The organism is Streptomyces sp. NPDC056987 (assembly GCF_042673865.1).
Classification (GTDB): domain Bacteria; phylum Actinomycetota; class Actinomycetes; order Streptomycetales; family Streptomycetaceae; genus Streptomyces.
In genome coordinates, this window is record NZ_JBHURV010000003.1 from 94,596 (window position 1) to 111,562 (window position 16,967).

The window sequence follows — 16,967 nt, forward strand, 5'->3', positions numbered from 1 at the left end:
TGGCGAAACGACCCTGCTCGACGACTCTGCTCGATCACCGAGGGTGTGAAGGTGCCAAAAGCCGAGTCTAAGGGGTCGTACGAAGGTGGCTCCGCCCGCGGGCGGCCCGGGCCGGCTCCCCGGATCGGTCGGGAGACCGTCAGGAGAGGTAGGCCGGGGCGCCGACGGGCAGGACGAAGCGGAACTGCGCGCCGCCGCCGGGGCCGCGGCCGACGGTGATCGTGCCGCCGTGCGCCTCGACGATGCCCTTGACGATGTAGAGGCCCAGCCCCGTCCCGCCGCGCTTGCTGCCCCGCCAGAAGCGGGTGAAGACGCGCTGCATCGACTCCTCGGGGATGCCGGGTCCTTCGTCGCACACGGTGACGGCCGTTCCCTTCTCACTCTCCGCCGCGTGTTCGATACGCGCGGGCGCCACCACAATGGTGACGGTTCCCTCGCCGTGGCGCACCGCGTTTTCCAGCAGGTTGCCGAGGACCTGGTCGATCTTGTCGGGGTCCGCCCACAGATCGGGCAGCGGCTGCTCTATCCGTACGAGGAACCGGTCCGGCGACTCTCCCGACGCGGTGTGCGACTGGACGTGCCGGCCGACGGCCGCGCCGATGTCGACGGGCTGGCGGCGCACCTCCAGCCGTCCTGAGTCGATCCGCGAGATGTCGAGCAGTTCGGCGATGAGCCGGGTGACCCGGTTGGCGTCGGCGTCGACGGTTTCCAGCATCAGCCGCTTCTGGTCGTCCGTGAACCGCTCCCACTTGGCGAGCAGGGTCGCCGTGAACCCCTTGACGGAGGTCAGCGGCGAGCGCAGCTCGTGGGCGACGGTGGCGATCAGCTCGGCGTGGCTCAGCTCCGTGCGGCGGCGGGCCTCCGTGCCCCGTACGCAGATCACCAGCTTGCGGACGGGGCCGGTGGGGTACGCGCGGACGTAGCGGGCGGAGACCAGGACCTCGCGGCCGCCGGGGAGCAGCAGATTGCGCTCCGGCTGCCCGGTCCGGGTGGCGAGGCCGCCGTACGGGTCGGTCAGCGTCCACCAGCGGCGGCCCTTGAGGTCCTCCAGCGGCAGCGCGTGCTCCACCGGGCTGCCGAGGGCGGCGGCGCGGTCGACGGCGGTGATCCGGGCGGCGGCGGCGTTGAAGCAGACGACGCGGCCGGTCTCGTCCGCGATGATCAGCCCGTCGGGGAGATCGTCGGGGTCCAGCCCCGCTCCGACCGGGCCGTCGGCAGCGGCGGGTAAGGCTCCCTGGACCCCTGCGGGTCGGCTCGCCCCGACGGTCATCCCCGCACCCCACCTCTTCCGGCTAGCTCAGTGGGTCCCCGAGCACGCCACCCTACTAGCTGACGGTGACCGGACGGACCCCCTCAGCGCATACCGCGGACGCGCTGGGCGCGCGCTGAGGCATAGAGACATACGGCCGCGGCGGTCGCGAGGTTCAAGCTCTCGGCCTTTCCGTGGATCGGCACCCGCACCACGGCGTCCGCCAGGGCGCGGGTCTCCTCCGGCAGCCCCCACGCCTCGTTGCCGAAGATCCAGGCGGTGGGCCCGGCCATGGTGCCCGCGTCCAGTTCGTCGTCGAGGTCGTCCTCGCCCGCGCCGTCGGCGGCCAGGATGCGCACCCCGGCGCCCTGGAGGCCGCGTACGGCCTGCTCCACGGGGACGCCGACGGCGACGGGCAGATGGAAGAGCGAGCCGGCCGACGCGCGGACGGACTTCGGGTTGTACAGGTCGACGGAGGCGTCGGTGAGGACGACGGCGTCGGCCCCCGCGGCGTCCGCGCAGCGCAGCACCGTACCGGCGTTGCCGGGGTCGCGGACATGGGCGAGGACGGCGACGAGCCGGGGGCCCGCGGCGAGGACGTCCGCGAAGGGGGTGTCCAGGAAGCGGCAGACGCCCAGCAGGCCCTGCGGGGTGACGGTCTGCGAGACCTCGGCGAGGACGGTGTCCGGCGCGAGGTGCACCCGGGCGCCGGTGGCGCGGGCCGCGTCGATGATGTCGCCGTACCGCTCGGCGGCCTCGGCGGTGGTGAACAGTTCGAGGAGCGTGGGTGCGCCGTCGGCCCCGCGGTGCGCCACCGCCTCGCGCACGGCCTGCGGCCCCTCGGCGATGAACCGGCGCTCCTTGCCCCGGAAGGCGCGCTTGGCGAGCCTGCGCGCGGCCGTGACACGGGGGGAACGCGGGGAGATCAGCTCGGGGGTGCCCATGGGCGGCGGCTCGCTTCTCGTCTGGCGGTACGGGCGGTCTCGGTACGGGCGGTCTCGGTACGGGACGGCTTCAGTACGGGGCGGTCCCGGTGCGGGACGGCCACCGTACGGGCGGTCCCGTCCGGCGGCGGGCGCTCCGGTCCGGCGGCTCCGGTTCCGGGCGGTCCGCTTCCGCGCGGTCACGGGAGCACGGCGCCGGCCGGCGGGCGCGGAAACACGCGGGACCCGCAGGCGGTGTGCCTGCGGGTCCGGCGGGAAGGGGCGCGGGCTGGAGAGCCTCCAGGCTCTTAGGCCGCGGCCTTCGGGGCGTTGACGTCGCTGGGGAGCGCCTTCTGGGCGACCTCGACGAGCGCGGCGAACGCGCCCGCGTCGTTGACGGCCAGCTCCGCGAGGATCTTGCGGTCCACCTCGACGTTGGCGGCCTTCAGACCCTGGATGAAGCGGTTGTAGGTGATGCCGTTGGCACGGGCAGCGGCGTTGATCCGCTGGATCCAGAGCTGACGGAAGTCGCCCTTGCGCTTCTTGCGGTCGTTGTAGTTGTAGACGAGGGAGTGGGTGACCTGCTCCTTCGCCTTCCGGTACAGACGCGAACGCTGGCCGCGGTAACCGCTGGCCGCTTCGAGGATTGCCCGGCGCTTCTTGTGGGCGTTGACTGCCCGCTTGACGCGTGCCACGTGTTGACTCCTTGTAGCGGGGCCGTGGTTGGACTCACACGGCCCGAAAACGAATAGGTCCCGGTCCTGGTGCCGCGCCCCCGGTCACGGGGGGCTGCGGCCTCACTTGCCGAGAAGCTTCTTGATCTTCTTGGCGTCGCCCGGGGCCATCTCGGCGTTGCCGGTGAGGCGACGCGTCAGCCTTGACGACTTGTGCTCGAGCAGGTGGCGCTTGCCGGCCCGCTCGCGCAGCACCTTGCCGGAGCCGGTGATCTTGAAGCGCTTGCTGGCACCGCTGTGCGACTTGTTCTTCGGCATAGCGCCGTTCTCTCCTCGTCAGTGGCGCTCCCAGCCGGTCCGCTTTCTCGACCGGCGCGCGGGAGCGTCAGATCTCTGGTGTGTGGTTCCGAGCGGAGCCGGGGGCCGCCTGGGTGGCGCCCCCACGGATCACACGTCGGAAGATGCCTCGACGGGGGTCTCGGCCGGAGCCGCGACGTTCCCGCCGGCCGACTCCTCGGGCGTGTGGCCCTGGCGCTCCGCCTTGCGGGCCGCCTGCGCCTCACGGGCCTCGGCCATGGCCTCGGTCTTCTTCTTGTGCGGACCGAGAACCATGATCATGTTCCGGCCGTCCTGCTTCGGGTTCGACTCGATGAAGCCGAGTTCCTCGACGTCGGAGGCGAGCCGCTGGAGCAGTCGGAAGCCCAGTTCCGGGCGGGACTGCTCGCGACCACGGAACATGATCGTGATCTTGACCTTGTCGCCCTGCTTGAGGAACCGGACGACGTGACCCTTCTTGGTGTCATAGTCGTGCGGGTCGATCTTCGGCCGGAGCTTCATCTCCTTGATGACCGTGTGCGCCTGGTTCTTGCGCGCCTCACGGGCCTTCATGGCCGACTCGTACTTGAACTTCCCGTAGTCCATGAGCTTGCACACGGGCGGACGGGCGTTCGCCGCGACCTCGACCAGGTCCAGGTCGTACTCCTGTGCAAGCTCCAGGGCCTTGGCGAGCGGGACGATGCCCACCTGCTCGCCACTGGGACCGACAAGTCGCACTTCGGGAACGCGAATCCGGTCGTTGATGCGGGGCTCGGCGCTGATGGATCCTCCTCGGTAGCACCACACGACTGTCTGGCAGACAGCCGCGTAACGTCTGTATGTTTCAGACCAACCGCGGCGGCACAGTAAAAATGCCCCGGACGGCACACAGGCAGGAGCTCCTCGAATACCGGAGCACCGCCGCGCGACTGCCACGGGGCGCATCGGGCGGTTCCATCGTCCGTACGGAACGATGGGCACCGCCTGACCGGTGACCCGCCGCCCCTCAGGGGCAGCCAGGTGGGAGATCGGAGCCTCCACTTGTGGGCCGGGCACGCACGTGTCCGGCCGGTCGTTACACAAGGTTAGCATCCCCCGGAGCCATGTGCTAACCCTCGGGTCCGCGCCCGCTCCCCCGGACGGGCGCCCGCCGTGTGGGCCTATCGTGTGGGGCATGAGCGACGCGACCTCCCCCCAGTCCACCCCGGAAGCCCCGGAAACCCCCGCATCACCCGGCTACGACGCCATGGCCCGCGACATCGCGGAAGTTCCCGCCGTCGAGGTGATCGTCACGGTCGCGGTGAACCTGATGAGCGCGGCGGCCGTGAAGCTCGGTCTGACCGACGAGGGCGACGAGCACAAGGACCTGGACGAGGCGCGCAAGCTGGTCCACGCGCTGGCCGGACTGCTGGACGCGAGCACGACGGAGATCAGCTCGTTCCACGCGGCGCCGCTGCGTGACGGGCTGAAGTCGTTGCAGCTTGCCTTCCGCGAGGCCTCGGTCGTACCGGACGAGCCGGGCCAGGGCCCGGGCGAGAAGTACACGGGCCCGGTCTACGGCTGACCGGCGCCCCCGCCCCGCGCCGTCACGCGGGGCGCTCTCCGTCGCGGGGCGGCTGATCCCGTACGTACAGGGGCTCGCCCGGTGGGGTGGCCTCGGCCGGCAGCACCGCCAGGTCGAGCCCGCGCACCAGGCGAGCCCTCAGCACGTCGTCGTCCGCGAGGGCGCGCGCGACCCCGCGGGCCGCTTCCGCCGCGGGCGCGGCCGGGTCCAGCACCAGGGCGAGGGTGCCGTCCGCGCTGCCGGGGCCGAGATACGCCCGTACCACCGCGGGCTCGGCGGCGACCACCGAACGTACCGCCGCCAAGACGGCCGGGTCGTCGAGCGGACCGGTCCCCGTACGCCCCTCGGCGAGCGCGAGCAGGGCGGGCCCGGTGAGCTGGTACGGGACGGGGCCCGCGAGATCGAGGACCACGGTGTCCGCCCCCTCGTGCGCGGCGGCCTGGAGCGCCTGGTGCAGCGGTACGGCGACGGGCCTGGCCGCGGGGTCCCAGCGGGCCAGTGCCTCGACGGAGGTGAAGGCGGGCAGGGCGCGCCGGTCACCGGCCCGGAGCGTCGGCACGGCCATGTCGCTGGTCTTCTCCCGGCGCAGGCCCGCCCCTCGCCCACCACCCTTGTCCGACGCTGCGCGGCCCCCCTCATCGGCCTCACCGGCCTCCTCGATCTCCCCCAGGACGGCGACGACGGGCACCAGCAGCCGGGAGGTGCGCAGCGCCGCCAGCACCGGCCCATGGGCCGCGCGGTCCTCGGCCCAGGCGGCGAGGGCCGCCGTCAGCGCGGGATCGGCGGTGCCGTCGTCGTCGGAGAAACCGGGGTCCGGAATGTTCTTGAGCGCCACGGGACGAGCCTAGATGAGTGGGCCGGGCGTACGGTCCGGGGGTGGATCTCTCGGTCGCGGTGTACGACATGGTGGGCGGGCGCGAGGCGGCGTACGGCCCGGAGCGCAGGTATGTCACCGCCAGTGTGGTGAAGGTCGCGGTGCTGGCCGCCCTGCTGCTGCGGGCGCGGGACACCGGCCGGTGGCTGGACGCGGGCGAGGAGCGGCTCGCCGAGGCCATGATCGGGCGCAGCGACAACGAGGCGGCGACGGCGCTGCGGGCGGCCGCCGGGGGTGTGCCGGGGCTGGACGCGGCGCACGCGCGGCTCGGGATGGAGCGGACCACGGCGGCCCCGGCATGGGGGCTGACGCGGACCACGGCGGGCGACCAGCTCACCCTCCTGAAGGCGGTCTTCGCCCCGGAGACCCGGTCGGAGACCCCTCTGGACGCGCGGTCGCGCCGCTATGTGGCGGGGCTGATGGGGCGGGTGGTGGCGGGGCAGGACTGGGGCGTGTCGGCGGCGGCCGGCGCGGCGGCCCCGGCCGGTGTCGCTCTGAAGAACGGCTGGCTGCCGCGCACGGAGAGCGGGCTGTGGGTCGTCCACTCCGTGGGGCGGGTGAGCGGCTGCCTGGTGGCGGTCCTGTCCGACGGCCACGCCTCGAAGGAGGAGGGCGTCGCCCGGGTCGAGGCGGCCGCGGCCGGCGCGGTACGCCGGATCACGGCGCTCCGGCCCGGCTGAGGCGGAACGCCGTACGGCCTGACACGCCCTGGCCTGAGACGCCTTGGCCTGAGACGCCTTGGCGTGACGGCGTCCAGGAACCCTAGCGCCAGCGTCCGATGCCGATGCGGCGGCCCGAGCCGCGCCACAGCAGCACCGCGCCCGCCAGCAGCACCGCGCCGGTCACGCCCGCGGCGGGGGCCAGCCAGGCGGCGGGGTCCGGGTTCTCGCGCGCGGCGGCGGGGCCGCTGCCGAAGTACTGCTTGCCGAACCCGGCGGACCGGCTGCCGAGATCCGTACGGGCCAGCTTCGCGCCCGCGTCGAGGGCGGCGGCCGGGTCGATGAAGCCGTACCCCCGGGCGTCGTCACGGCCGCTCGTGGGGGCGTCGCGCGCGGTGTCCGCGACGAGCTTCTTGATCTGGGCGGGGGTGAGGTCGGGGTAGGCGGAGCGGATGAGCGCCACCGCGCCGGAGACGAACGCGGCGGCGGCGCTGGTGCCCCACCCCTCGTAGTAGCGGCGGTCCGGGTCGGCGATGACGACGTCCACGCCGGGGGCGCTGACCGTGGCGTACCAGCGGCGGGTGGAGAAGGAGGCGTGCGTGCCGTACTCGTCGACGGCGGTCACGGCGATCACCCCGGGGTAGGCCGCCGGGTACGAGACGTGGTCGCCCTTCTCGCCGCCGTTGCCGGCCGAGGCGACGACGACCGCGCCCCGGGACAGGGCGTACTGGACGGCCGCGTCCTCGGCGGGTTCGGGATGGGCGGACTCGCTGTCGTCGCCGAGGGAGAGGTTGATGACGTCGGCGCCCTGGTCGGCGGCCCAGCGGATGCCCTCGGCGAGCGCGCCGCCCTTGGAGGCGCGTGCCTTCGCGCGGGCCGGGTCGCTGCCTTCGAGGATGACCCGGACGGGAAGGATCTTCGACTCGGGCGCGATGCCGAGCACACCGTCCGCCCGGCCGGAGCCGTGGCCGCGTCCCGCGATGATCCCGGCCATGGCGGTACCGTGCCTGGCCCAGGAGCGGTCGCCGCTGCGCGCGCCGAAGCCGATCAGGTCCTTGCCGGGCAGCACCTGCCCCGCGAGGTCCGGATGGGTGCCGTCCACGCCGGTGTCCAGGACCGCGACGGTGACGCCCGTGCCCTGCGCGTGGCGCCAGGCCTCTGTGGTGTTCATCGCGTCCAGCGCCCACTGCTGCGCCCGGATCGCGTCGGCGTGCGCCGCGTTCGCGGGGAGGAGCAGCACGGACGCGGCGGTGAGGACGGCGGCGACGCGGTGACGGCGCCTCCGCGCTGCGGTCTTCCCTCTCGGCGCTGCGGTCTTCGACGTCATGGGGTCCGGGTCCTCCGCGTTCTCGTGGCCGGCGGCCGTCCCGGCCCCGTCGGGATGGGGGCGGGTCAACGGGGAGCCGCCGTACCAGCGCTGACTGCCTTGCGCAGCCCGCGTTCTATACGGTCCGCGACGCCTTTCGCCTCATGTCCGAGCCCGGCCTCCGCGGCCGGCGTCGTGCTGCCGCTGGCCATGGCCTGGCCGGCGGGCTGCGGGGAGGTGACCGGGCGCCCGTCGGCGAAGCCGGAGACGGCGTACACGACGACGGGCACCTCGGTGAGGACGTTCACCGTCCAGCTCGCGCGCTGCGCGTCGCCGAAGTCCGCGGCGGCGGTGTCCCGGACGGGGAACGTACGGGGCATCAGGTCGGCGCGGCCGGTGAGGTCGTCCACCCGGAACCGGTTGCGCAGCGCCGCCATCGCGGCCGGGTCGCCCTGGGTGAAGACCAGTCCGACGGTGGTGACGCTGCTGGAGGTGGCGTCGATGTACGTGGCACGCACGACCCGCGTACAGCCCAGGGGGCGCAGCAGGCCCGCCAGCAGGGGGTCGAGCGCCCCGGCGCAGCCGCTGTCGGGCGCGACGCCGATCCGGGTCCACCGCCGGTCCGCGCCGCCGGGCCCGGCGCCGTCCCCCTTGAGGGTGCGCGGGAAGAGCATGTCCACGGGGACGCTGTGCCAGAGGCCGCGCGCGACGGTGAAGTCGTCCCTGGCGACCGGTTCCGCGGCCGAGTCCCCGGTCAGCCAGCTCCCGGTGACGGCGCCGCCGATGAGGCCGACCCCGAGGACCACGCAGGCCACGGCGGCGGCCGCCCGGGCCGGACGCCGTACGGGAACGGGGCGCAGCCGCGCGGTGCTCTCCGAGCGCCGGCCGGCGGGCCCGGTGGCCCAGGGGAACGTCTTCGGTACGGCCGGGGCGGACGGCATCGCCGGAGGGCGCGGGGGCAGCGGCGGTACGGCCGGAGCGGAGCGGGGCGGGGCGTAGGAGGCGTACGAGGCGCCGGAGCCCGCGATCAGGAACGGGGTGGGGAACGGGCTGTTCGAGGCGCGGGGCCGCGGCAGGCCGGTCGGCGGTACGGGGATGCCGCCGGCCGGTGTGCCGGCCCGGCCCGTCGCGCCGCCGGGCCGGTGGACGCTCCCCCGGCGGGGCTCGTCGGCGGCCGGCTGGTAGGTCAGTGGAAGGGCCGTGCCGGGCGGCGGCCCCTGCGGGGGACGCGGCGCGGCGACGGGCCGCGGCGGCACCTGAACCGCGGCGGCGGGCGGGGGCTCGACGGGCGGCGGCTCGTCGGCGGACGAGAGGCCGGCGGGAGCGACCGGCGCGGGGCGCGGGGACGCGGGGGCAGCGACGGTCCAGGCGGCCGGAGGTTCCCCGGCCGTGACCGGCGCGGGGCGCGGGGGCTCGACGGGGGCGGTCGGCGCGGGGCGCGGCGGATCCACCGGGGCGACCGGCGCGGAAGGCGGGGGCTCGGCAATAGCGAAGTGCCCGGCGGACGCAGGCTCGGCAGGAGCGACCGGCGCGGGGCGCGAGGGGTCCGCGGGGGTGGTCGGCGCGGGGCGCGCGGGCTCGACGGGAGCTACGGACCCGGCGGACGGGGTTGCGGCAGGAGCGACCGGGGCGGGGCGCGGGGGTTCCACGGGGGCGACCGAGGCGGGGCGCGGGGCGGCGAAGGGTGCGTTCCCGTCCTGGCGGAGCCGGTCGGACGTACGCGGCTCCGGGCCGCTGCCCGTGTCTGTGCCCGGGCCGCTGCCCGTACCCGTGCCCGGAGTTGCGCTCGTGCCCGTGATGCGGGGTTCATCCGTCGTTCCCGGGGCGGCGGCCGGACCCGGCTCGGGAGGGGGCGCCGGTGCGGGGGCCGCGGCCGGCGGTAGCGGCTGCTGCTGCTCGGGGGGCGGGACGGGGGCCGCGGGCCGGCTCGGGACGGCGGCGGAGCCGCGCTCCCGGCTGAAGTACCCGCCGCCCGAGGGCCGGGGGCCGTACGGGACGAGCCCGGCGGCGGTGAACCGTACGTCCCCGTACGGCAGGACCGGGGACGGCGCCCCGGTCCGCGCCGCACCCGGGGCCGGGTTCCCGGCGGCCGGAGCCTGAGCGGGAACCGGAGGCTGGGCGGAAACCGAGGCCTGAGCGGGAACCGGGGGCTGAGCCGGAGACTGGGCGGGCGGTGGGGCGGCGGCGGTACCGTCGGCCGTCGGAGGCGGTTCCGTCTCCGTCCGCTCCGGGCCACGGGCGGCCGGCTGGGCGGGGACGCGCGGGGGCGCCGTGGGGCGGGGCGGGATCGGAGCCCGTGGCGTCTCGGTGCTCATCCGACCCCCTGTGACACTGTGACACCCATGCAGACCTGATCCACCCCACACCGCTGTCGGCCGTACGGCGCAGGCCCGTTCGACGCGGCGTGTGCGTCACTCTACGGGCTGGAGAGCACCCCGCGGGAACGTCCGCGGAGGCCCGTGGTGATCTGCCCAGATCATCCCCCTACCGCGCGGTAATCCGGTCTGGCAGGCTCGGCCCATGACTCCGTCCCCGCCCCCGCGCGCCACCGACCGTGCCCGGTACGACCGGGCGACCGCCCATCTCGACGCGCCGCTCGCGATGGTCGATCTCGACGCCTTCGACGCCAACGCGGACGATCTCGTCCGGCGGGCCGGCGGCAAGCCGATCCGGGTGGCGAGCAAGTCGGTGCGCTGCCGCGCCCTGCTGGAACGGGTGCTGGGCAGGGACGGCTTCGCGGGGATCATGTCGTTCACGCTGGCGGAGTCGCTGTGGCTGGCCCGGGCGGGCTTCGACGACGTCCTGCTCGCCTACCCGTCGGCCGATCGCGCCGGGTACGCGGAGCTGGCCGCGGACCCCAAACTGGCGGCGTCCGTCACGGTGGTGATCGACGACCCGGCGCATCTCGATCTGATCGACGCGGCGCGCGAAGGTGGCCGGGAGGAGCTGAGGATCTGTCTGGAACTGGACACGGCCCTGCGGCTGTTCGGCGGCCGGATCAGGGTCGGCGCCCTGCGTTCCCCGCTGAGCGAGCCGGCCCAACTGGCCGAGCTGGCCAGGTCGGTGGAGCGCCGCCCCGGCTTCCGGCTGGTCGGGATCATGGCGTACGAGGGACATGTGGCCGGGGTGGGGGACGCCCTGGCGGGGCGGCCGCTGCGCTCGCGCGCGATCCGGCTGATGCAGTCCGCCGCCCGCCGGGAGCTGGCGGAGCGGCGCGCCGCGGTGGTGCGGGCCGTCCGGGCCGTCGCGCCCGGCCTGGAGTTCGTCAACGGCGGGGGGACGGGCAGCGTCCAGCACACGGCCGCCGAGGACGCGGTGACGGAGATCGCGGCGGGCTCGGGCCTCTACGTACCGCGGCTCTTCGACAACTACACCTCGTTCACGGGCCGTCCGGCGGCGCTCTTCGCCCAGCCCGTGGTGCGCAGGCCGGGCGTCGGCGTGGTGACCGTACTCGGGGGCGGCTATCCGGCCTCCGGCCCGGCGGGCGCCGACCGGCTGCCCGTGCCGTACCTCCCGGAGGGGCTGCGTTACGACCCGCAGGAGGGGCCGGGCGAGGTGCAGACCCCGCTCGTGGGGGCGGCGGCCGACGATCTGCTGATCGGCGACAAGGTGTGGTTCCGGCACGCGAAGGCCGGGGAGCTGTGCGAGCGGTTCGACACCCTGCGGCTGGTCGAGGGCGACCGCGTGGTGGCGTCCGTGCCCACGTACCGGGGCGAGGGCCGCGCCTTCCTCTGAGCCCGGGTGTGCGGGGACGGGCCGGAACCGGCACTTCGGGGAACGGGCACTTCGGGGAACTGGCGCTTCAGGGGCCGATGGAGCTGCCCACCCCGCCCGAGACGTCGCCGATGGGGCGGATCCCCTCGGTGATCGTGTCCATCAGGGTGAGCGGCGGGCCGCCGGGGCCCGCGTCGAAGGCCGTGCGCACGATGACGGGTGACTCGGTGCCCACGGCCGAGGGAAAGGCGAGGGACTGGACGTAACCGCCGGGGCCGGCACCGGTGGTGACCTTCCAGCGCACCAGGTGTCCGGTGCGGCCCGCGACGACGGTGGACCGGGACAGGACCACCGTGTGGGACGTGATGTCGCGGTGGGTGCTGTAGTCGAGGTACTCGGCGTCGCCGAACGCCTCTTGGGCCGCCCTCTCGATGTCCTCCTCGGCGAGCGCCTCGGGGGAGGTCTTGTCGGTGCCGCTCGCGGTACGGGAGGAGAGCGTGCCGTGCCGGCACTCCTTGGCGGGGGCACCGGGGCAGGCGTAGGTGTCGGCGGTGTGCACCATGAGGTCGCCGCCGCTGACCGAGGTCGGGCGCTCCCAGCCGTCGGGGATCGGCAGGGTGATGCCGTTCAGCTGGTCGGTGAGGCGGGTCGGGTCCTCGCCGGGTTCCTCCTCGGGCTCCGTGTTCTCGTTCTCCTCGTCGTCTCCCGCGCTCCGTTCGGGTGGCGCGGTGGTGGGCGGCGCCGCGCTCTCCGGGGTGTGCGGTGCCGCGCCGCTGTCGTCGCCGCCGGGCCGCAGCGCCACGGCGGTGACCACGGCCGCGGCGGCCAGCCCCACGGCGAGGAGGGTGATCAGCCGCTTCCGGCCACCGCCCGACGCCATACCCGCGCCACCGCCCGGCGCGGGGGCGGCGCCGGGCGGGCGGGTGTGCGCGGTCCAGACGGTCCCGTCCCACCAGCGTTCGGTGGCCGGGACGTTCGGGTCGGGATACCAGCCGGGCGGGGGCGTCGTGGTCACCCGTCCAGCCTATGCGGTTACACAGGGGTGACGTACGCGCCCGAGATACCGCCGTCGACCAGGAAGTCGGTGGCGTTCACGAAGGACGAGTCGTCGCTGGCGAGGAAGGCGACGGCCGCCGCGATCTCCGTCGCCTCGGCGAACCGGCCCAGCGGGATGTGCACCAGCCGGCGCGCGGCGCGCTCCGGGTCCTTCGCGAACAGTTCCTGGAGCAGCGGGGTGTTGACGGGCCCGGGGCAGAGCGCGTTCACCCGGATCCCCTCCCGGGCGAACTGCACGCCCAGTTCACGGGACATGGCGAGGACGCCGCCCTTGGAGGCGGTGTACGAGATCTGGGAGGTGGCGGCGCCCATCCGGGCGACGAAGGAGGCGGTGTTGATGATGGAGCCGCGGCGCTGGCGGCGCATGTAGGGGAGGGCTGCCTTGCAGCAGAGGTAGACGGAGGTGAGGTTGACCTCCTGGACCCGCTTCCAGGCCTCCAGTCCCGTGGTGAGGATGGAGTCGTCGTCGGGCGGCGAGATGCCCGCGTTGTTGAAGGCGATGTCGACGCTGCCGTAGGTGTCGTGGGCGGCCTTGAACAGCGCCTCGACCTCCTCGGCGTCGGTGACGTCGACGCGTACGAAGGTGCCGCCGACCGCTTCGGCGACGGCCTTGCCCGCGGTCTCGTCGATGTCGCCGCAGACGATGTGCGCGCCCTCGGAGGCGAGGCGGCGCGCGGTGGCGAGTCCGATGCCGCTGCCGGCTCCGGTGATGACGGCGGTACGGCCGACCAGGCGGCGGCAGACGGGCTCGGCCGCCGCGTCGGACGTGGCGCCGGCCGTGGTACCCGCCGTGGTGTCGGCCGCCGGGGCCGCCGTCGGGTCGGTGATGGGGTCGGTCATGGTGCTCAGACCTCCGTGCTGAGGAAGACGTTCTTGGTTTCGGTGAAGGCGGCGAGCGCGTCAGGGCCCAGCTCGCGGCCGATTCCGGACTGTTTGTAGCCGCCGAAGGGGGTTCCGTAGCGGACGGCGCTGTGCGAGTTGACGGAGAGATTGCCCGCGGCGACGGCGCGCGAGACCCGCAGGGCGCGGCCGACGTCCCGGGTCCAGATCGACCCGGCGAGGCCGTACTCGGTGGCGTTGGCCAGCCGGACGGCGTCGTCCTCGTCCTCGAAGGGCAGGACGACGGCGACCGGGCCGAAGACCTCCTCGGTGGCGACGGCGGAGTCCGGGGCGGCGTCGGTGAGGACGGTCGGCGGGAACCAGAAACCGGGGCCGTCGGGCGCGCTGCCCCGGATGGCGCCGGCCGTGTCCGGGACGTACGCCCGTACGCGCTCCCGCTGCGGGGCCGAGATCAGCGGGCCCATCTGGGTCTTCTCGTCGGAGGGGTCACCGACGACGACGGACGCCACGGCGGAGGCGAGCAGTTCGAGGAAGCGGTCGTGGACGTCGCGCTGGACGAGGATCCGGCTGCGGGCGCAGCAGTCCTGTCCCGCGTTGTCGAGGAAGGCCATCGGGGCGGACGCCGCGGCCTGTTCGAGGTCGGAGTCGGCGAAGACGATGTTGGGGCTCTTGCCGCCGAGTTCGAGGGTCACGCGCTTCATCAGGGCGCCGCCCTTCGCCATGATCCGCCGGCCGACCCGGGTGGAGCCGGTGAAGACGATCTTGGCGACGCCGGGGTGTTCGACCAGGGCGTCGCCCGCGACGGCGCCCGCGCCGGGCAGGACCTGGAAGAGGAATTCGGGAAGTCCCGCCTCCAGGGCGAGTTCGGCCAGTCGCAGCGCGGTGAGCGGGGTGGTCTCGGCGGGTTTGAGGAGGACGGCGTTGCCCGCGGCGAGCGCAGGGGCGGTGCCCCAGGCGGCGATCGGCATGGGGAAGTTCCAGGGGGCGATCACCCCGACCACCCCGAGCGGTTCCAGCAGGGTGATGTCGAGGCCCCCGGCCACCGGGATCTGCCGGCCGGTCAGGCGCTCCACTCCCCCGGCGCTGTAGTCCAGGAGGTCGCGGACATTGCCCGCCTCCCAGCGGGCGTTGCCGATGGTGTGGCCCGCCTCGGTGACCTCCAGCCGGGCCAGCTCCTCGGTGTGCGCGTCGACGACGGCCGCGAAGCGGCGCAGCAGCCGGGCGCGGTCGGCGGGGGCCGCGGCGGCCCACCCGCGCTGGGCGGCGGCGGCGCGCCGTACCGCGGTGTCGACCTCGGCGACGGTGGTCGCGGCGATCTCCGCGACGGTCTCCCCGGTGGCGGGGTCGAGTACCTGGTGCACGGCGGGGTGGTGTTGCTGTTCCTGCACGTCGCTCCTCATCGGCGGTCGTTCCTCACAGGCGGTCGTTCCTCACAGGCGTTCGAAGGAGCGGCGGAGCTCCCAGTCGGTCACCGCGGCGTTGAAGGCGTCCACCTCGACGCGCGCCATGTTGGCGTAGTGCGCCACCACTTCCTCGCCGAACGCTTCGCGCGCGATGGGGCTGTTCTCCCAGAGGGCGGCGGCCTCCGCGAGGGTGGTCGGGACCTGGGGGTACCCGGCCGAGTAGGCGTTCCCGGCGCAGGCCTCGGGGAGTTCGAGTTCGTTCTCGATGCCGTGGATGCCCGCCGCGACGAGTCCGGCGACGGCGAGGTGCGGGTTGACGTCGCCGCCGGGCAGCCGGTTCTCGAAGCGCAGGGAGCGGCCGTGGCCGACCACCCGCAGCGAGCAGGTGCGGTTGTCGTACCCCCAGGCGACGGCGGTGGGCGCGAACGAGCCGGGCTGGAAGCGTTTGTACGCGTTGACCGTGGGCGCGTACAGGAGGGAGAAGTCGCGCAGCGCCGCGAGCTGCCCGGCCAGGAAGTGGCGCATCAGGGGTGACATGCCTCCGGGTCCGTCCCCGGCCATGGCGTTGGTGGCGTCCGCGTCCTGGAGCGAGAGGTGGATGTGGCAGGAGTTGCCCTCGCGCTCGTTGAACTTCGCCATGAAGGTGAGGGAGACGCCTTCCTGGGAGGCGATCTCCTTGGCGCCGGTCTTGTAGATGGCGTGCTGGTCGCAGGTGACGAGGGCCTCGTCGTACTTGAAGGCGATCTCGTGCTGGCCGGGGTTGCACTCGCCCTTGGCCGACTCCACGGTGAGTCCGGCGGCGGCCATCTCGTTGCGGATCCGGCGCAGCAGGGGCTCGACGCGGCCGGTGCCGAGGACGGAGTAGTCGACGTTGTACTGGTTGGCGGGGGTCAGGCCGCGGTAGCCGCTGTCCCATGCCTCTTCGAAGGTGTCCTTGAAGACGATGAACTCCAGCTCCGTACCGACGTGCGCGGTGTAGCCGTGCCCGGCGAGGCGCTCCAGCTGGCGGCGGAGGATCTGGCGGGGCGCGGCGACGACGGGTGAGCCGTCGTGCCAGGCGAGGTCGGCGACGAGCATCGCCGTGCCCTCGTTCCAGGGGACGCGGCGCAGCGTGGTGAGGTCGGGGCGCATGGCGAAGTCGCCGTAACCGTGCTCCCAGGAGGACATCGCGTATCCGTCGACGGTGTTCATGTCCGTGTCGACGGCGAGGAGGTAGTTGCAGCCCTCCGTGCCGTGCTCCAGGACGTCGTCGAGGAAGAAGGGCGCGGCGAACCGCTTGCCCTGGAGCCGGCCCTGCATGTCGGGGAAGGCCAGGACAACTGTGTCGATCTCTCCGCTCGCGACGAGTACGCGGAGTTCCTCGACGGAGAGCGGGGGTGTGCGGTCTGCCACGGGATTGCTCCTCCTTGGGTCAGCCGGAAGCCATAAGGTATTCCTGAAGACCTTTGGTTGGGAAGGGGCAACGGTGACGTGGCGAGGATGAATGAGCCGATGGACCCGCCGGACGCGGACCCGCTCGCTCCGGTGCTGCGGCCGGTGCGGGCCGGGAACGGTTTCGAGGAGGCGCTGGAGCAGATCCTCCAGGTCGTCAGGCTGGGGCTGGTCGCGGCCGGGGAGCGGCTGCCCGCCGAGCGGGAGCTGGCGGAGCGGCTGGGGATCAGCCGGGTGACGCTCCGCGAGGTGCTCAAGGTCCTCCAGGACCAGGGGCTGCTGGAGAGCCGGCGCGGCCGGTACGGCGGGACCTTCGTACGCCCCCGCCCCGACGCCCCGGTGGCGGGCGCCGAGGAGGAGCTGCGGCGGCGGGTGGCGGGGACGGACATCGAGGACGTGCTGCGCTTCCGCGAGGTGCTGGAGACCGGCGCGGCGGAGCTGTGCGCGGCGCACGGCCCGGCCTTCAGCACCTCGCAGGCGGAGCGGCTCCGTTCGGCGCTGGCCGCGACGCACGAGGCGCCGCTGGCGGAGTACCGCAGGCTGGACACGCTGCTCCATCTCACGCTCGCCGAGCTGGCCGGGTCCGCGACGCTGACCGCGCAGTACGCGGCGGTGCGGGCGGGGGTGAACGATCTGCTGGACTGCATCCCGCTGCTGGTACGGAACCTGGAGCACTCGCAGCGGCAGCACACGGCGCTGGTCGGGGCGGTGCTCGACGGCGACGTGGACGCGGCGCGCGAGATCGCGCGCGAGCACTGCGGCGGTACGGCGGCGCTGCTGCGGGGCTTCCTGACCTGAGCGCCGCCCGCCGCCGGCCGTACGCCCGCCGGCCCGCGCGCCGCCCGCCCCGCCCGCTCGCCTCGCGCGCGCGGGCCGGGTCCGCCCGCCGTGACGCCGATCCGTAACAGCCGTTTAACGCACGGGTCTTGCGCGCGGCCGTCCCGACGGCAATGGTATGG

The 16,967-nt window shown here is 74.2% G+C and carries 16 protein-coding genes; 4 read left to right on the forward strand and 12 right to left on the reverse strand.

All coding sequences use genetic code 11. From position 1 onward, the window contains the following. Positions 1 to 139 precede the first annotated feature (139 nt). From ACFTZC_RS04895 to infC, 5 genes are all read right to left on the reverse strand, one after another. A complete protein-coding gene (locus tag ACFTZC_RS04895) occupies positions 140 to 1,270 on the reverse strand; it encodes an ATP-binding protein (protein WP_382886889.1) in 1,131 nt (376 codons plus the stop codon). Positions 1,271 to 1,353: 83 nt separating this feature from the next. Next, complete coding sequence (locus ACFTZC_RS04900) at positions 1,354 to 2,193, reverse strand: TrmH family RNA methyltransferase (protein ID WP_382886891.1); 840 nt, start codon at positions 2,191 to 2,193, stop codon at positions 1,354 to 1,356. Between the two features lie 287 nt (positions 2,194 to 2,480). After that, on the reverse strand, positions 2,481 to 2,867 hold the full coding sequence (rplT, locus tag ACFTZC_RS04905; RefSeq protein ID WP_249951119.1) for a 50S ribosomal protein L20: 387 nt from the start codon (positions 2,865 to 2,867) through the stop codon (positions 2,481 to 2,483). A 102-nt stretch (positions 2,868 to 2,969) separates the two neighbouring features. After that, the gene (gene rpmI / locus ACFTZC_RS04910) at positions 2,970 to 3,164 is read right to left on the reverse strand and encodes a 50S ribosomal protein L35 (protein WP_003947156.1); all 195 of its coding nucleotides are present in this window, start codon (positions 3,162 to 3,164) and stop codon (positions 2,970 to 2,972) included. Between the two features lie 129 nt (positions 3,165 to 3,293). Continuing rightward, entirely contained in the window at positions 3,294 to 3,968 is a 675-nt protein-coding gene (infC, locus tag ACFTZC_RS04915) for a translation initiation factor IF-3 (RefSeq protein ID WP_382886894.1), read from the reverse strand. A 367-nt stretch (positions 3,969 to 4,335) separates the two neighbouring features. On the opposite strand from infC, the gene ACFTZC_RS04920 reads away from it, so the two are divergent. After that, a complete protein-coding gene (locus ACFTZC_RS04920; RefSeq protein WP_382886896.1) occupies positions 4,336 to 4,725 on the forward strand; it encodes a DUF1844 domain-containing protein in 390 nt (129 codons plus the stop codon). 22 nt (positions 4,726 to 4,747) lie between these two features. On the opposite strand, the gene ACFTZC_RS04925 is transcribed toward ACFTZC_RS04920, so the two are convergent. Further along, positions 4,748 to 5,560, reverse strand: coding sequence for an SseB family protein (locus ACFTZC_RS04925; RefSeq protein WP_382886898.1), 813 nt, complete (start codon positions 5,558 to 5,560; stop codon positions 4,748 to 4,750). A gap of 41 nt (positions 5,561 to 5,601) precedes the next feature. Between ACFTZC_RS04925 and ACFTZC_RS04930 the strand changes: the two genes are divergently transcribed. Beyond that, positions 5,602 to 6,279, forward strand: coding sequence for a serine hydrolase (locus ACFTZC_RS04930; protein ID WP_382886899.1), 678 nt, complete (start codon positions 5,602 to 5,604; stop codon positions 6,277 to 6,279). A gap of 82 nt (positions 6,280 to 6,361) precedes the next feature. Here ACFTZC_RS04930 and mycP read toward each other — a convergent pair whose 3' ends face one another. Further along, entirely contained in the window at positions 6,362 to 7,585 is a 1,224-nt protein-coding gene (gene mycP, locus ACFTZC_RS04935) for a type VII secretion-associated serine protease mycosin (protein ID WP_382886901.1), read from the reverse strand. Positions 7,586 to 7,650: 65 nt separating this feature from the next. Then, on the reverse strand, positions 7,651 to 9,015 hold the full coding sequence (locus tag ACFTZC_RS04940) for a hypothetical protein (protein ID WP_382886902.1): 1,365 nt from the start codon (positions 9,013 to 9,015) through the stop codon (positions 7,651 to 7,653). A 1,069-nt stretch (positions 9,016 to 10,084) separates the two neighbouring features. Here ACFTZC_RS04940 and ACFTZC_RS04945 point away from each other — a divergent pair. Continuing rightward, positions 10,085 to 11,299, forward strand: coding sequence for an amino acid deaminase/aldolase (locus ACFTZC_RS04945; protein ID WP_382886904.1), 1,215 nt, complete (start codon positions 10,085 to 10,087; stop codon positions 11,297 to 11,299). A gap of 67 nt (positions 11,300 to 11,366) precedes the next feature. On the opposite strand, the gene ACFTZC_RS04950 is transcribed toward ACFTZC_RS04945, so the two are convergent. Genes ACFTZC_RS04950 through ACFTZC_RS04965 form a run of 4 tightly spaced genes read right to left on the reverse strand, consistent with a single transcriptional unit; the run spans position 11,367 to position 15,969 of the window. Further along, positions 11,367 to 12,293 carry a DUF2510 domain-containing protein gene (locus tag ACFTZC_RS04950; RefSeq protein WP_382886905.1) on the reverse strand — a complete coding sequence of 309 codons (927 nt, stop codon included), beginning with the start codon at positions 12,291 to 12,293 and terminating at the stop codon, positions 11,367 to 11,369. 17 nt (positions 12,294 to 12,310) lie between these two features. Beyond that, on the reverse strand, positions 12,311 to 13,174 hold the full coding sequence (locus ACFTZC_RS04955; RefSeq protein ID WP_382886907.1) for a 3-oxoacyl-ACP reductase: 864 nt from the start codon (positions 13,172 to 13,174) through the stop codon (positions 12,311 to 12,313). A gap of 5 nt (positions 13,175 to 13,179) precedes the next feature. Beyond that, a complete protein-coding gene (locus ACFTZC_RS04960; protein WP_382886909.1) occupies positions 13,180 to 14,574 on the reverse strand; it encodes an aldehyde dehydrogenase family protein in 1,395 nt (464 codons plus the stop codon). Positions 14,575 to 14,604: 30 nt separating this feature from the next. Then, positions 14,605 to 15,969 (reverse strand): glutamine synthetase family protein, encoded by a 1,365-nt coding sequence (locus ACFTZC_RS04965; protein WP_382886911.1) that lies wholly within the window; start codon positions 15,967 to 15,969, stop codon positions 14,605 to 14,607. 87 nt (positions 15,970 to 16,056) lie between these two features. On the opposite strand from ACFTZC_RS04965, the gene ACFTZC_RS04970 reads away from it, so the two are divergent. Then, positions 16,057 to 16,806 carry a FadR/GntR family transcriptional regulator gene (locus ACFTZC_RS04970; RefSeq protein WP_382887248.1) on the forward strand — a complete coding sequence of 250 codons (750 nt, stop codon included), beginning with the start codon at positions 16,057 to 16,059 and terminating at the stop codon, positions 16,804 to 16,806. Positions 16,807 to 16,967 lie beyond the last annotated feature (161 nt).

Excerpts from the sequence above, each read along its gene's own strand:
- ACFTZC_RS04960 (WP_382886909.1), bottom strand. The coding sequence starts at position 14,574 with ATGAGGAGCGACGTGCAGGAACAGCAACACCACCCCGCCGTGCACCAG.
- mycP (WP_382886901.1), bottom strand. The coding sequence starts at position 7,585 with ATGACGTCGAAGACCGCAGCGCCGAGAGGGAAGACCGCAGCGCGGAGG.
- ACFTZC_RS04895 (WP_382886889.1), bottom strand. The coding sequence starts at position 1,270 with ATGACCGTCGGGGCGAGCCGACCCGCAGGGGTCCAGGGAGCCTTACCC.
- ACFTZC_RS04955 (WP_382886907.1), bottom strand. The coding sequence starts at position 13,174 with ATGACCGACCCCATCACCGACCCGACGGCGGCCCCGGCGGCCGACACC.
- ACFTZC_RS04970 (WP_382887248.1), top strand. The coding sequence starts at position 16,057 with ATGAATGAGCCGATGGACCCGCCGGACGCGGACCCGCTCGCTCCGGTG.
- ACFTZC_RS04945 (WP_382886904.1), top strand. The coding sequence starts at position 10,085 with ATGACTCCGTCCCCGCCCCCGCGCGCCACCGACCGTGCCCGGTACGAC.
- ACFTZC_RS04900 (WP_382886891.1), bottom strand. The coding sequence starts at position 2,193 with ATGGGCACCCCCGAGCTGATCTCCCCGCGTTCCCCCCGTGTCACGGCC.
- rpmI (WP_003947156.1), bottom strand. The coding sequence starts at position 3,164 with ATGCCGAAGAACAAGTCGCACAGCGGTGCCAGCAAGCGCTTCAAGATC.
- ACFTZC_RS04920 (WP_382886896.1), top strand. The coding sequence starts at position 4,336 with ATGAGCGACGCGACCTCCCCCCAGTCCACCCCGGAAGCCCCGGAAACC.